General features: G+C 57.2%; 11 protein-coding genes and 2 pseudogenes. 9 read left to right on the forward strand and 4 right to left on the reverse strand.

What is annotated here, in order from left to right:
* The 7 genes and pseudogenes from dnaA to AC3I0A_RS00035 form a co-directional block, all read left to right on the forward strand.
* On the forward strand, positions 1-1,515 hold the full coding sequence (gene dnaA / locus AC3I0A_RS00005) for a chromosomal replication initiator protein DnaA (protein ID WP_489375576.1): 1,515 nt from the start codon (positions 1-3) through the stop codon (positions 1,513-1,515).
* A 39-nt stretch (positions 1,516-1,554) separates the two neighbouring features.
* Positions 1,555-2,658: a DNA polymerase III subunit beta gene (dnaN, locus tag AC3I0A_RS00010; RefSeq protein WP_489375577.1), complete on the forward strand. Its 1,104-nt coding sequence runs from the start codon at positions 1,555-1,557 to the stop codon at positions 2,656-2,658.
* A gap of 20 nt (positions 2,659-2,678) precedes the next feature.
* The gene (gene recF, locus AC3I0A_RS00015) at positions 2,679-3,782 is read left to right on the forward strand and encodes a DNA replication/repair protein RecF (RefSeq protein WP_489375578.1); all 1,104 of its coding nucleotides are present in this window, start codon (positions 2,679-2,681) and stop codon (positions 3,780-3,782) included.
* A 4-nt stretch (positions 3,783-3,786) separates the two neighbouring features.
* Positions 3,787-6,204 (forward strand): DNA topoisomerase (ATP-hydrolyzing) subunit B, encoded by a 2,418-nt coding sequence (gene gyrB / locus AC3I0A_RS00020; protein ID WP_489375579.1) that lies wholly within the window; start codon positions 3,787-3,789, stop codon positions 6,202-6,204.
* A 366-nt stretch (positions 6,205-6,570) separates the two neighbouring features.
* A pseudogene (locus tag AC3I0A_RS00025) lies at positions 6,571-6,684 on the forward strand (group II intron maturase-specific domain-containing protein); the annotation flags it as partial.
* A gap of 35 nt (positions 6,685-6,719) precedes the next feature.
* Positions 6,720-7,556, forward strand: a complete 837-nt coding sequence (gene dinD, locus AC3I0A_RS00030; protein ID WP_489375580.1) for a DNA damage-inducible protein D — start codon at positions 6,720-6,722, stop codon at positions 7,554-7,556.
* 31 nt (positions 7,557-7,587) lie between these two features.
* Positions 7,588-8,130: pseudogene (locus tag AC3I0A_RS00035) on the forward strand (DEAD/DEAH box helicase); the annotation flags it as partial.
* 249 nt (positions 8,131-8,379) lie between these two features.
* Here the strand turns inward: AC3I0A_RS00035 and AC3I0A_RS00040 are convergent.
* From AC3I0A_RS00040 to glyQ, 4 genes are all read right to left on the reverse strand, one after another.
* Positions 8,380-9,150 (reverse strand): lysophospholipid acyltransferase family protein, encoded by a 771-nt coding sequence (locus AC3I0A_RS00040; protein ID WP_489375581.1) that lies wholly within the window; start codon positions 9,148-9,150, stop codon positions 8,380-8,382.
* Between the two features lie 93 nt (positions 9,151-9,243).
* Complete coding sequence (gene gmhB / locus AC3I0A_RS00045) at positions 9,244-9,777, reverse strand: D-glycero-beta-D-manno-heptose 1,7-bisphosphate 7-phosphatase (RefSeq protein WP_489375582.1); 534 nt, start codon at positions 9,775-9,777, stop codon at positions 9,244-9,246.
* 5 nt (positions 9,778-9,782) lie between these two features.
* On the reverse strand, positions 9,783-11,837 hold the full coding sequence (gene glyS / locus AC3I0A_RS00050) for a glycine--tRNA ligase subunit beta (protein ID WP_489375583.1): 2,055 nt from the start codon (positions 11,835-11,837) through the stop codon (positions 9,783-9,785).
* Positions 11,834-12,787 carry a glycine--tRNA ligase subunit alpha gene (glyQ, locus tag AC3I0A_RS00055; protein ID WP_003213601.1) on the reverse strand — a complete coding sequence of 318 codons (954 nt, stop codon included), beginning with the start codon at positions 12,785-12,787 and terminating at the stop codon, positions 11,834-11,836. The genes glyS and glyQ overlap by 4 nt, the downstream gene beginning before the upstream one ends.
* A gap of 81 nt (positions 12,788-12,868) precedes the next feature.
* Here glyQ and tag point away from each other — a divergent pair, with 81 nt between their 5' ends.
* Entirely contained in the window at positions 12,869-13,432 is a 564-nt protein-coding gene (gene tag, locus AC3I0A_RS00060; RefSeq protein WP_489375584.1) for a DNA-3-methyladenine glycosylase I, read from the forward strand.
* 50 nt (positions 13,433-13,482) lie between these two features.
* Positions 13,483-14,370: a lysophospholipid acyltransferase gene (locus AC3I0A_RS00065; RefSeq protein ID WP_489375585.1), complete on the forward strand. Its 888-nt coding sequence runs from the start codon at positions 13,483-13,485 to the stop codon at positions 14,368-14,370.
* The last annotated feature ends 63 nt before the right edge of the window (positions 14,371-14,433 follow it).

Raw genomic sequence — 14,433 nt, forward strand, 5'->3', positions numbered from 1 at the left:
GTGTCAGTGGAACTTTGGCAGCAGTGCGTGGATCTTCTGCGCGATGAGCTGCCTGCCCAGCAATTCAACACCTGGATCCGTCCACTACAGGTCGAAGCCGAAGGCGACGAGTTGCGTGTCTACGCACCGAATCGTTTTGTTCTCGATTGGGTCAACGAAAAATACCTGGGCCGCGTGCTCGAGCTGCTCGATGAGCATGGCAATGGCCTGGCGCCTGCGCTTTCCTTATTAATAGGAAGCAAACGCAGCTCGGCACCTCGTGCTGCGCCTAACGCGCCTTTGGCTGCTGCGGCTTCTCAGGCACAGGCTGCGGCTGCACCTGCGGCCAATGCCCCAGCGCCGACCGCGACAGCCAAACGAGCTACGCAAAAGGTTGCCGAGGTTAGCGAAGAACCTTCTCGTGACAGCTTCGACCCAATGGCCGGCGCCAGCTCGCAACAAGCCCCGGTACGCTCCGAGCAGCGCACCGTGCAGGTTGAAGGCGCGCTCAAGCACACCAGTTACCTGAACCGAACCTTCACTTTCGAGAACTTCGTCGAAGGTAAGTCCAACCAGTTGGCCCGGGCAGCAGCCTGGCAGGTCGCGGACAATCCCAAGCATGGGTACAACCCGCTCTTCCTTTATGGTGGAGTTGGCTTGGGTAAAACCCACTTGATGCACGCTGTGGGTAACCATCTATTAAAGAAGAACCCGAATGCCAAGGTCGTGTACCTGCATTCCGAGCGCTTCGTCGCGGACATGGTCAAAGCGTTGCAGCTCAATGCGATCAACGAGTTCAAGCGTTTCTACCGTTCGGTCGATGCGCTGCTGATCGATGACATCCAGTTCTTCGCCCGCAAGGAACGTTCCCAGGAAGAGTTCTTCCACACGTTCAACGCACTGCTTGAAGGTGGCCAGCAGGTCATTCTCACCAGTGACCGTTACCCTAAAGAAATTGAAGGCCTTGAAGAGCGCTTGAAGTCGCGCTTCGGCTGGGGTTTGACGGTTGCCGTGGAGCCGCCGGAACTGGAAACCCGCGTTGCAATTCTGATGAAGAAAGCAGATCAGGCCAAAGTCGATCTGCCTCACGACGCGGCGTTCTTTATTGCCCAGCGTATTCGCTCCAACGTGCGTGAGCTGGAAGGTGCACTCAAACGTGTTATCGCCCACTCGCACTTCATGGGACGTGACATCACCATCGAGCTGATTCGCGAATCCCTGAAGGACTTGCTGGCGCTGCAAGATAAACTGGTCTCTGTGGATAACATTCAGCGCACGGTCGCCGAGTACTACAAGATCAAGATTTCCGACCTGTTGTCCAAGCGCCGTTCGCGCTCGGTCGCACGTCCACGCCAGGTAGCGATGGCATTGTCCAAAGAGCTGACCAACCACAGCCTGCCGGAAATCGGCGATGTGTTCGGCGGCCGGGATCACACTACGGTCTTGCACGCATGCCGCAAGATCAACGAGCTCAAGGAATCCGACGCGGACATCCGCGAGGACTACAAGAACCTGCTGCGTACACTGACCACTTGATGAACACCAGCGCAGCTTATTAAGGCAAGGGACTAGACCATGCATTTCACCATTCAACGCGAAGCCCTGTTGAAACCCCTGCAACTGGTCGCAGGCGTCGTCGAGCGCCGACAGACCTTGCCGGTGCTTTCCAACGTGCTATTGGTTGTCGAGGGTCAGCAATTGTCGCTGACCGGTACTGACCTGGAAGTCGAGCTGGTCGGTCGCGTACAACTTGAAGAGCCCGCCGAGCCAGGCGAAATCACCGTTCCGGCGCGCAAGCTGATGGACATCTGCAAGAGTCTGCCGAACGACGCCCTGATCGATATCAAGGTCGACGAGCAGAAGCTTGTGGTGAAAGCCGGCCGTAGCCGCTTTACCTTGTCCACCTTGCCGGCCAACGATTTCCCGACCGTCGAAGAAGGTCCGGGTTCGCTGACCTGCAGCCTGGAACAAAGCAAACTGCGTCGTTTGATCGAGCGCACCAGCTTCGCCATGGCCCAGCAGGACGTGCGTTATTACCTCAACGGCATGCTGCTCGAAGTGTCTGCCGGCATCATCCGCGCCGTAGCCACCGACGGTCACCGTCTGGCCATGTGCTCGATGCAAGCCGATATCGGCCAGCCGGATCGCCACCAGGTGATCGTGCCACGCAAAGGTATTCTGGAATTGGCGCGCTTGCTGACCGAGCCGGAAGGTCTTGTCAGCATCGTCTTGGGTCAGCATCACATCCGTGCGACCACCGGCGAGTTCACCTTCACTTCCAAGCTGGTCGACGGCAAGTTCCCGGACTACGAGCGCGTTCTGCCTAAAGGCGGCGACAAGCTGGTACTGGGCGATCGTCAGGCACTGCGCGAAGCATTCAGCCGTACCGCGATTCTTTCCAACGAGAAGTACCGTGGTATTCGTCTGCAATTGGCCAACGGCCAGTTGAAGATCCAGGCGAATAACCCGGAACAGGAAGAAGCCGAAGAAGAAGTCGGCGTGGAATACAACGGCGGTTCGCTGGAGATTGGCTTCAACGTGAGCTACCTGCTCGACGTTTTGGGCGTGATGACCACCGAACAAGTGCGCTTGATTCTGTCTGACTCCAACAGCAGTGCGCTGGTGCAAGAGTCCGACAACGATGACTCGGCTTACGTTGTTATGCCGATGCGCCTGTAACCATGCTCAGCAGAAGCTAGATGTCCCTCAGTCGCGTCTCGGTCACCGCGGTGCGCAATTTGCACCCGGTGACCTTCTCCCCTTCCCCTCGCATCAATATTCTTTACGGCGCCAACGGCAGTGGCAAAACTAGCGTTCTGGAAGCCATCCACTTGCTGGGGCTCGCCCGTTCGTTTCGCAGTGCCCGTCTGTTGCCGGTTATTCAGTACGAACAATTGGCGTGCACGGTGTTTGGCCAGGTTGAGTTGGCTGAGGGTGGGCACAGCGCCTTGGGGATTTCCCGTGACCGCCAAGGGGAGTTTCAAATTCGCATCGACGGGCAGAACGCTCGCAGTGCGGCGCAGCTGGCCGAAATACTGCCGCTGCAATTGATCAACCCGGACAGCTTCCGACTGTTGGAAGGTGCTCCTAAAATCCGTCGGCAGTTTCTGGATTGGGGTGTGTTCCACGTGGAACCACGTTTCATGTCCACCTGGCAGCGGCTGCAGAAGGCCCTTCGGCAGCGGAACTCATGGCTGCGGCATGGTACACTTGACGCCGTTTCGCAAGCGGTTTGGGACAGAGAACTGTGCCAGGCCAGCGTTGAAATTGATGAATACCGCCGCGCTTACATCAAAGCCTTGAAACCAGTCTTTGAACAGACCTTGAGCGAACTGGTTGAGCTCGAGGGCTTAACGCTTAGCTATTACCGGGGTTGGGACAAGGAGCGAGAACTGAGTGCAGTGCTCGCCACGTCCCTTCAGCGGGACCAGCAAATGGGGCACACCCAGGCCGGACCACAACGCGCTGATTTGCGTCTTAGATTGGGCGCACATAACGCCGCGGACATTTTGTCTCGCGGTCAGCAGAAGTTGGTGGTCTGTGCATTGCGGATTGCCCAAGGGCATCTGGTCAGCCAGGCCCGGCGTGGCCAGTGTATTTATCTAGTGGATGATTTGCCGTCCGAGCTGGACGAGCAGCACCGCCGCGCACTTTGCCGCTTGTTGGAAGACTTACGCTGCCAGGTGTTTATCACCTGTGTAGACCACGAATTATTGAGGGAAGGCTGGCAGACGGAAACGCCAGTCGCTTTGTTCCACGTGGAACAGGGCCGTATCACCCAGACCCACGACCATCGGGAGTGAAGGCATGAGCGAAGAACATACGTACGACTCAACCAGCATCAAAGTGCTGAAAGGCCTGGATGCCGTACGCAAACGTCCCGGTATGTACATTGGTGACACCGACGATGGCAGCGGTCTGCACCACATGGTGTTCGAGGTGGTTGATAACTCGATCGACGAAGCTTTGGCTGGCCATTGCGACGACATCAGTATCATTATCCACCCGGATGAGTCCATCACCGTGCGCGACAACGGTCGCGGCATTCCGGTAGACGTGCATAAAGAAGAAGGCGTTTCGGCAGCCGAGGTCATCATGACCGTGCTGCACGCCGGCGGTAAGTTCGATGACAACTCCTACAAAGTATCCGGCGGTTTGCACGGTGTAGGTGTGTCGGTAGTGAACGCTCTTTCCGAGTTGCTGGTGCTGACGGTTCGTCGCAGCGGCAAGATCTGGGAACAGACCTATGTCCACGGTGTTCCTCAAGAGCCGATGAAAATCGTCGGTGAGACTGAATCCACCGGCACCCAGATTCACTTCAAGCCTTCTGACCTGACCTTCAAGAATATCCACTTCAGCTGGGACATCCTGGCCAAGCGGATTCGTGAACTGTCTTTCCTCAACTCCGGTGTCGGTATCGTCCTCAAGGATGAACGCAGCGGTAAGGAAGAACTGTTCAAGTACGAAGGCGGTCTGCGCGCGTTCGTTGAATACCTGAATACCAACAAGACTCCGGTCAACCAGGTATTCCACTTCAACGTCCAGCGTGAAGATGGCATCGGCGTAGAAGTCGCCCTGCAGTGGAACGACAGCTTCAACGAAAACCTGCTGTGCTTCACCAACAACATTCCGCAGCGTGATGGCGGTACTCACCTGGTGGGCTTCCGTTCGGCGCTGACGCGTAACCTGAACACCTACATCGAAGCTGAAGGTCTGGCGAAGAAGCACAAGGTCGCGACCACCGGTGACGATGCCCGTGAAGGCCTGACCGCGATCATCTCGGTAAAAGTGCCGGATCCGAAGTTCAGCTCCCAGACCAAAGACAAGCTGGTTTCTTCTGAAGTGAAGACCGCTGTCGAACAGGAAATGGGCAAGTACTTCTCCGACTTCCTGCTGGAAAACCCGAACGAAGCCAAGCTGGTTGTCGGCAAGATGATCGATGCGGCGCGTGCTCGTGAAGCAGCGCGTAAAGCCCGCGAGATGACCCGTCGTAAAGGCGCGCTGGATATCGCCGGTCTGCCGGGCAAACTGGCTGACTGCCAGGAAAAAGACCCTGCCCTTTCCGAACTGTACCTGGTGGAAGGTGACTCTGCTGGCGGCTCCGCCAAGCAGGGACGTAACCGCAAGACTCAAGCGATTCTGCCTCTGAAAGGTAAAATCCTTAACGTTGAGAAAGCCCGCTTCGACAAGATGATTTCCTCGCAAGAGGTTGGCACCTTGATCACTGCGCTGGGTTGCGGCATCGGTCGCGACGAGTACAACATCGAGAAGCTGCGTTATCACAACATCATCATCATGACCGATGCTGACGTCGACGGTTCGCACATCCGTACCTTGCTGCTGACCTTCTTCTTCCGTCAGCTGCCTGAGCTGATCGAGCGTGGCTACATCTACATCGCTCAGCCGCCGCTGTACAAAGTGAAGAAAGGCAAGCAAGAGCAATACATCAAAGACGACGACGCCATGGAAGAGTACATGACGCAGTCGGCCCTTGAAGATGCAAGCCTGCACCTGAACGAAGAAGCCCCGGGTATCTCCGGTGAAGCGCTTGAGCGTCTGGTGAATGACTTCCGCATGGTGATGAAGACCCTCAAGCGTCTGTCGCGCCTGTATCCGCAGGAACTGACCGAGCACTTCATCTACCTGCCGGCTGTCAGCATGGAGCAGCTGTCCGATCACGCAGCCATGCAGGATTGGCTGGCCCAGTACGAAGTTCGTCTGCGTACCGTTGAGAAATCCGGCCTGGTCTACAAAGCCAGCCTGCGTGAAGACCGTGAACGTAACGTCTGGCTGCCAGAGGTCGAACTGATCTCCCACGGCCTGTCGAACTACATCACTTTCAACCGCGACTTCTTCGGCAGCAATGACTACAAGACCGTCGTCACCCTTGGCGCTCAGCTGAGCACCTTGCTGGACGAAGGCGCTTATATTCAACGCGGCGAGCGCAAGAAAGCCGTCACCGAGTTCAAGGAAGCCCTGGAATGGTTGATGGCCGAAAGCACCAAGCGTCACACCATCCAGCGCTACAAAGGTCTCGGTGAGATGAACCCGGACCAACTTTGGGAAACCACCATGGACCCAAGCGTGCGCCGGATGCTCAAAGTGACGATCGAAGACGCCATCGGTGCCGACCAGATCTTCAACACCCTGATGGGTGATGCGGTCGAGCCACGTCGTGACTTCATCGAAACCAACGCCTTGGCGGTGTCTAACCTGGACTTCTGATCAGGTGTAGGTGGGAAACGTTAGTCGCCACTTCGTTCAAAGTTAAGCGGTTTGGCCATAGTTAACGTCCCACTGCTCTGCTGCCAGAACCCCAGTTGACCGAAAGGTCTGCTGGGGTTTTGTCGTTAAAGAGAGGGAAGATTTTCGGCTCTGGGAGTCGGCAAGCTGATCCTTAGAGGCTTTGGGCTTCTGTCCCCTTTTTCACCTCGACGAGAGCGCTGTGCCGGGCGAATATCGGGGTGATGATTGCGAATAAGAGGATGGAAAGCTAGCAGGTCGCTATCACGATGGCACATCATCGGAAGCAAAAAGGAAGTTTCGTACAACCTTGAATCCTCAAGGATCTGGTGGAGCCAGAACCTACCGACTACCATCGAGCGAATAAACCCGGTGCTGCGTGGTTGGGCGGTTGACTTCAAGCTAAGTCAGAGCAGGCCCCTTGAGGAGCTGGACGGCCGGGTGCGTCGTAAACCTCGCTGTGACCATTCCATCTTGAACGACGAGGAATAAGGCAAATGAACGAGCAACATCAGCCTTTTGAACGGCAGAAGCAGATCGACGAACACGGCGCGGAATACTGGTCTGCGAGAAGCCTGTCTAAGCTACTCGATTATTCAGAATATCGACATTTTCAACCGGTTTTGGCACGAGCTAAAGAAGCCTGCGTGAACAGTGGGCACGCTATTCAAGACCATTTCGAGGATACGCTCGGAATGGTCACTATTGGTTCGGGCGCCCAACGGGAATTGCAGGATGTGAAGCTCTCACGCTATGCCTGCTACCTGGTCGTTCAGAACGGTGATCCCTCCAAGCCGGTGATCGCTGCTGGGCAGACGTACTTCGCCATTCAGACGCGTCGTCAGGAGCTTGCTGACGACGCTACCTTCCAGCAGCTGAAGGAAGATCAGAAGCGCGTACTGCTGCGCAATGAGCTGAAAGAGCACAATAAGCAGCTCGTCGAGGTGGCTCAGCAGGCCGGGGTCGAAACGGGGCTTGATTTCGCCATATTCCAGAATCATGGATATCAGGGCCTCTATGGAGGGCTTGATCAGAAAGCTATTCACCGGCGAAAGGGCTTGAAGAAGAGCCAGAAGATTCTTGATCATATGGGCTCTACTGAATTAGCGGCCAACCTGTTCCGTGCTACACAGGCTGAAGAAAAGCTTCGCCGCGATGACGTCAAGGGCAAGCAGCACGCAAACCAAGTGCACTTGGAGGTTGGCAGGAAGGTCCGCGAAACTATCGCCGATTTGGGAGGCACTATGCCTGAAGACCTCCCTACCCCTGAAAACAGCATCAAACAAATTGCGTCCGCGGTGAAAAAGCTGCAAGACCAAACCGCAGCGGAATGAGTGCCGAGGGCTGCAGGGTGTTTCTGGATTTATCACCGTGCCACTTGGGCAGAGCTTAAGTGCGTCATGGATGGACGATGCAGAGCGAACCGCCAAGATCATTTCTGAAGTCGATATGGCATTCCGGCAGGGTCGAAAAATACTGGTGCTGACGGAGCGGACCGATCACTTGAGCGCTATAGAAGCTGGATTGCTCGGGCGCGTGCAGAATCTTTTCACGCGACATGGGCGGATTTTGAAAAAGCAGCGCATTGCACTAATGAGCGAGCTGGCAGCATTAGCCCCTGAGGCGCCTCGGGTGCTGTTGGCTACTGGAAAATTGGTAGGTGAAGGCTTTGATCATCCTCCTTTAGATACTCTGATATTGGCGATGCCGATTTCCTGGAAGGGCACACTTCAGCAGTACGCAGGACGGCTGCACCGTGAACATGCGAACAAGGCAGATGTGCGCATTATCGATTTTGTAGATGCAGGGCACCCAGCTTTACTGAGGATGTGGGATAAACGCCAAATCGGTTATAGAGCAATGGGATACCGATTTTCGGACTCATCCAGCTCAATGGACCTATTCTAGAGTGTCTTGATTGCACTGAGGAGGAGCGCAGCTCCAAAGCTGGTCTACCGGTAACGACATGGTAGACGGATTCAAGATATTCAGCAGGCAAAAAAAACCGGTCTCAAGGACCGGTTTTTTTATCGCGATAAAAACTTATGCACGTTTTTCGTCGATTTATTAGCTTAAAAAATATCTATATAAATCATTATCTTAAGTAACAAATAAGACAGTTTTGAACGAAGTGATACACAGGTTATCCACAGAATCTCAGACAGCCAGTTTTTCCGGTTCAGCAGGGATTGGCGGCAGGGAACCCATGTCTCTCTGGGTCTGCTCATTCCAGGCGGCAGCCCGGTCATTGAGTTCGGCGATGGCCCGCGGCCCGGTGCCTTCGGCATACATCGGTGCGCCGATCACCACGGTGATGGTGCCAGTCTTTTTGGCCCAGCCAGTCTTCGGCCAGAACTTGCCGGCGTTGTGCGCAATCGGCAGAACCGGCAGCGTGGCGTTGACGGCCAACGCGGTACCGCCACGGGAGAACTTGCCGAGCGTGCCAAATGGAACCCGTGTGCCTTCCGGGAAGATCAGCACCCAGACGCCATCCTTGAGCAGTTCGTGGCCCTTTTTCGCGACATGCTTGAGCGCTGCCTTGGGGTTGTCGCGATCGATGGCGATCGGTCGCAACATGGCCATGGCCCAACCGAAGAACGGCACGTAGAGCAGCTCGCGCTTGAGCACTTGGCTCAATGGTTCGAAGTAGGCCGAGAGGAAGAACGTCTCCCAGGTGCTCTGGTGGTTCGACAGAATCACGCACGGCTGTTCAGGTACGTTCTCGGCGCCCTGCACTTCAAAACGGATACCGAGGAACACCTTGCTCAGCCACAGCGCACACCGGCACCAGTACACGTTGATAAAACGGTAACGTGCCTTGAACGGTAAAAAAGGCGCGATAAGAAAGCTGAGGCTGCACCAGAGCAACGAGGTGGTACCCAGCAGCAGGTAAAAGAAAAAGGTTCTGATTGCCTGCAGGATCGACATAGCGGCATTTGCCTATTAAAAGCGCACTCCGGAACCCCTTGGTCAGGATGTCAGAAGAGCCCTATTTATTGATAAATTCAGTTATTGATAAGTTCAGTTATGGACAAGTTCAGCGGCAATCGCCGCCAGATCGTCAAAAATCAAGGTGCCTACCGGTAGGGTTTTACCCAGAGTCTTTTCGCCTTTACCGGTTTTTACCAAAACTGGCTGACAGTCGACGGCTTTGGCGGCTTCCAGGTCACCGAGAGTATCGCCGACGAACCATAGATTCGTCAGCGATACGTTGTAATGCGCGGCGATGGTTTTCAACATCCCGGGTTTCGGCTTGCGGCAATCGCAGCCATCGTCCGGCCCGTGGGGGCAATAGACGATGAACCCGACTTCTCCACCCTGCTCCGCTACCAGCGAGCGCAAGCGCTCGTGCATGGCGTCCAGGGTCGCGACATCGTAGTAGCCGCGAGCAATGCCCGACTGGTTGGTAGCGACGGCTACCGTCCAGCCGGCCTTGCTCAACTGCGCGATGGCTTCGATCGAACCGGGGAGCGGAATCCACTCCTCCACCGACTTGATGTAAGCGTCGGAGTCGTAATTGATCACTCCGTCCCGATCGAGAATCAGCAGTTTCAACAACCTTACCCCAGCAACGAAATATCGGCGACACCGAGGAACAGTCCACGCAGACGCGCCAGCAGTGCATAACGGTTGGCACGTACCTTGGCATCTTCAGCGTTGACCATCACGGCTTCAAAGAACGCATCGACCGGCTCACGCAACGCTGCCAGACGCGCCAGCGATTCGCTGTACTGACGCGCCGCAGCCATTGGCTGGACCGCCTGATCAGCCTGCTGGATCGCCGAGTACAGCGAGAACTCGTTGGCGTTATCGAAGTACTTGGCTTCGACCGTGCTCGGGATCGAGCCTTCGGCCTTGCTCAGCAGGTTCGATACGCGCTTGTTCACCGCAGCCAATGCAGCCGCTTCCGGCAATTTGCGGAACGCTTGCACCGCTTGCACGCGTTGATCGAAGTCCAGTGCCGAACCCGGTTTCAGGGCGCGAACCGACAGATAGGTAGCCACATCCACGCCTTCGTCTTCGTAACGTGCACGCAGACGGTCGAAGATGAACTCCAGCACCGAATCAGCCAGGCCGGCAGCCTTGACCTTGGCGCCGAACGCGGCGACGGCGAAGGCCACGGCGTCGGTCAGGTCCAGCTCGAGCTTCTTGTCGATCAGGATCCGCAACACGCCGAGAGCGGCACGACGCAGGGCATACGGGTCTTTGCTACCGGTTGGCAGCATGCCGACGCCGAAGATACCGACCAGGGTGTCGAGCTTGTCGGCGATCGCCACGGCCGCACCGGTCAGGGTGGTCGGCAGTTCAGCGCCGGCACCGCGCGGCATGTATTGCTCGTTCAGCGCCAGTGCGACATCTTCCGGCTCGCCATCGTTGAGGGCGTAGTAGTAACCGGCGACACCTTGCATCTCCGGGAACTCACCGACCATCTCGGTCGCCAGATCACACTTGGACAGCAGGCCGGCACGCGCCGCCCACTGGGCGTTGCCGCCAATGTGTGGAGCGATGAACGCGGCCAGTTTGGAAACACGTTCGGCCTTGTCGTAGACGCTGCCCAGCTTCTCCTGGAACACCACGTTCTGCAGGCGCAGGTTGAAGCTTTCGAGCTTCTGCTTCTTGTCTTGCTTGAAGAAGAACTCGGCGTCGGTCAGACGTGGGCGAACCACTTTCTCGTTACCCGAAATGATCTGCTGCGGATCTTTGCTTTCGATATTAGCCACAGTGATGAAGCGTGGCAGCAACTTGCCGTCGGCATCCAGCAGGCAGAAATACTTCTGGTTGTCCTGCATGGTGGTGATCAGGGCTTCCTGCGGTACCTCGAGGAAACGCTCTTCGAACGAGCAGACCAGCGGCACCGGCCATTCCACCAGCGCGGTCACTTCGTCGAGCAGGCTCGGCGGAACGATCGCCGTACCTTCCTGCAGCGCCGCCAACTCGGCGGTGCGCTTGCTGATCAGCTCGCGACGCTCGTTGGAGTCCGCCAGCACGTAAGCGCCGCGCAGGTCTTGCAGGTAGTTGGCCGGCGAAGTGATGCGTACGCTTTCCGGGTGATGGAAGCGGTGACCGCGGGAGTCGCGACCGGCTTTCTGAGCAAGGATGGTGCAGTCGATGACCTGGTCACCGAGCAGCATCACCAGCCACTGAGTCGGGCGAACGAACTCTTCCTTGCGAGCGCCCCAGCGCATGCGCTTTGGAATCGGCAGGTCGTTCAGGGAGTCTTCGACGATGGTCGGCAGCAGGCTGGCAGTGGCCTTGCCTTCGATGCGTTGGCTGTAGCGCAGTTTCGCGCCGCTCTGATCGATTTCGCTCAGGTCGACGCCGCACTTCTTGGCGAAGCCCAGGGCGGCCTGAGTCGGGTTGCCTTCGGCATCGAACGCGGCCTGACGTGGCGGGCCATCGAGGTTGATGCTGCGATCCGGCTGCTGGGTGGCCAGCGCCGTGATCAGCACGGCCAGACGACGCGGCGCGGCGTAGACCTGTTTAGCCTCGTAGTTCAGGCCAGCGGCTTGCAGGCCTTTGTCGATACCGGCAAGGAACGCCTCGGCCAGAGTATTCAGGGCTTTGGGTGGCAGTTCTTCGGTGCCCAGTTCAACCAGAAAATCTTGAGCACTCATTGTGCAGCCTCCAGCTTGGCCAGTACTTCATCACGCAAATCCGGGGTCGCCATCGGGAAGCCCAGCTTGGCGCGAGCCAGCAGGTAGGCTTGCGCAACAGAACGCGCCAGGGTGCGTACACGCAGAATGTATTGCTGACGCGCGGTCACCGAGATCGCCCGGCGCGCATCCAGCAGGTTGAAGGTGTGGGAGGCCTTCAACACCATTTCGTAGCTTGGCAGCGGCAACGGCTGATCCAGTTCGATCAGGCGCTTGGCTTCGCTTTCATAGAAGTCGAACAGTTCGAAGAGCTTCTCGACGTTGGCGTGTTCGAAGTTGTAGGTCGACTGCTCCACTTCGTTCTGGTGGAACACGTCGCCATAGGTCACTTTGCCGAACGGGCCGTCGGCCCAGACCAGGTCGTAGACCGAATCCACGCCCTGCAGGTACATGGCCAGACGTTCCAGGCCATAGGTGATTTCGCCGGTCACCGGGTAGCACTCGATGCCGCCCGCCTGCTGGAAGTAAGTGAACTGAGTCACTTCCATGCCGTTGAGCCAGACTTCCCAGCCCAGACCCCAGGCGCCCAGAGTCGGCGATTCCCAGTTGTCTTCGACGAAACGGATGTCGTGCACCAGCGGGTCGAGACCCACGTGCTTGAGCGAGCCCAGGTACAGTTCCTGGAAGTTATCCGGGTTTGGCTTCAATACCACCTGGAACTGATAGTAGTGCTGCAAACGGTTCGGGTTTTCGCCGTAGCGGCCGTCAGTCGGGCGACGACTGGGCTGCACATAAGCGGCGTTCCAGGTTTCCGGGCCAATGGCACGAAGAAACGTGGCGGTATGAAAAGTGCCGGCGCCTACTTCCATATCGTAGGGCTGAAGTACCACACAACCTTGCTCGGCCCAGTATTGCTGGAGGGCGAGGATCAAGTCTTGGAAGGTACGCACGGCTGGCGTAGGCTGGCTCACGAAATTCACCTGTTTCTTGGGCTGCGATTTAAAGAGCGGGAGTATACCCGATTCGGTCCTGCGCACGCCCCCTGGAGCCTTATGCCACGCTGCTTTTGGTGTACCGAAGATCCGTTGTACATGGCTTATCACGATCAAGAGTGGGGCGTGCCGCTACGCGATGCGCAGGGACTGTTCGAGTTGCTTTTGCTCGAAGGGTTCCAGGCGGGGCTGTCATGGATCACCGTCCTGAAGAAACGTGAGCGTTATCGTCAGGTGCTGTTCGGCTTCGACGTACAGCGCGTGGCGCAGATGAGCGACGCCGAAATCGACGATTTGCTGCTCGATCCGGGGATCATCCGCAATCGCCTGAAACTCACCGCCGCCCGGCGCAACGCCCAGGCCTGGCTGGCGTTGGAAGACCCGGTTGCGCTGCTGTGGTCGTTCGTCGGCGGCAAGCCCATGGTCAATCATTTCAAGGACCGCAGTGAGGTCCCGGCGGTTACGCCAGAGGCCGAAGCGATGAGCAAAGGCTTGAAGAAAGCCGGCTTCACCTTTGTCGGCCCGACTATCTGTTATGCCTTGATGCAGGCGTCCGGCATGGTCATGGATCACACCCGCAATTGTGATCGCTACGCCATCTTGTGCAGTGGGCGGTTAGAATAGCCGGCTCGCGACAAGGTTCATGACGTCGGTTTTTAGATCAGGAGTGACCTGTGGATAAGTTGAAAGGCGCCTTGCTGGTAGGCGCTCTGAGGTTGTTTGCCCTGCTGCCGTGGTGGGCGGTGCAAGCAGTAGGCACGGCGATTGGCTGGGTGATGTGGAAAACCCCCAACCGTTCCCGCGACGTGGTGCGGATCAATCTGGCGAAATGCTTTCCTGAAATGAACGCCGCCGAGCGCGAGCGTCTGGTCGGGCAAAGCCTGATGGATATTGGTAAATCGCTGACCGAAAGCGCCTGCGCCTGGATCTGGCCGGCCCAGCGCTCCATCGACCTGGTGCGTGAAGTCGAAGGCCTCGATGTGCTGAAAGACGCGTTGGCCTCCGGCAAGGGCGTGGTCGGTATCACCAGCCACCTCGGTAATTGGGAAGTGTTGAACCACTTCTATTGCAGTCAGTGCAAACCGATCGTTTTTTATCGACCACCCAAGCTCAAGGCGGTGGATGAGTTGCTGCGCAAACAGCGAGTGCAATTGGGCAACCGTGTCGCGCCGTCCACCAAGGAAGGCATCCTCAGTGTCATCAAGGAAGTGCGCAAAGGGGGGGCGGTGGGTATCCCGGCTGACCCGGAACCGGCCGAATCCGCCGGAATTTTCGTGCCGTTCTTCGCGACCAAGGCGCTGACCAGCAAATTTGTGCCGAACATGCTCGCTGGCGGTAAAGCGGTCGGCGTGTTCCTGCATGCCCTGCGCCTGCCTGACGGTTCGGGTTACAAAGTGATCCTCGAAGCCGCGCCAGAGGCCATGTACAGCACCGATACCGAGACTTCCTGCGCGGCGATGAGCCAGGTCGTCGAGAAATACGTGCGGGCTTATCCGAGCCAGTATATGTGGAGCATGAAGCGCTTCAAGAAGCGTCCGGCGGGCGAGGCGCGCTGGTACTGATCGAATGGGCATGATCTGTGGGTAACTTTTGGCTCAAGGTTATCCACAGCCGTTTGACGCCGA

This window comes from Pseudomonas sp. KH_024_B2, assembly GCF_057839965.1.

Bases quoted from the DNA above. Each gene is read 5' to 3' on its own strand.
- glyS (WP_489375583.1), bottom strand. From the start codon at position 11,837: ATGAGTGCTCAAGATTTTCTGGTTGAACTGGGCACCGAAGAACTGCCA.
- gyrB (WP_489375579.1), top strand. From the start codon at position 3,787: ATGAGCGAAGAACATACGTACGACTCAACCAGCATCAAAGTGCTGAAA.
- recF (WP_489375578.1), top strand. From the start codon at position 2,679: ATGTCCCTCAGTCGCGTCTCGGTCACCGCGGTGCGCAATTTGCACCCG.
- dinD (WP_489375580.1), top strand. From the start codon at position 6,720: ATGAACGAGCAACATCAGCCTTTTGAACGGCAGAAGCAGATCGACGAA.
- dnaN (WP_489375577.1), top strand. From the start codon at position 1,555: ATGCATTTCACCATTCAACGCGAAGCCCTGTTGAAACCCCTGCAACTG.
- tag (WP_489375584.1), top strand. From the start codon at position 12,869: ATGCCACGCTGCTTTTGGTGTACCGAAGATCCGTTGTACATGGCTTAT.
- AC3I0A_RS00040 (WP_489375581.1), bottom strand. From the start codon at position 9,150: ATGTCGATCCTGCAGGCAATCAGAACCTTTTTCTTTTACCTGCTGCTG.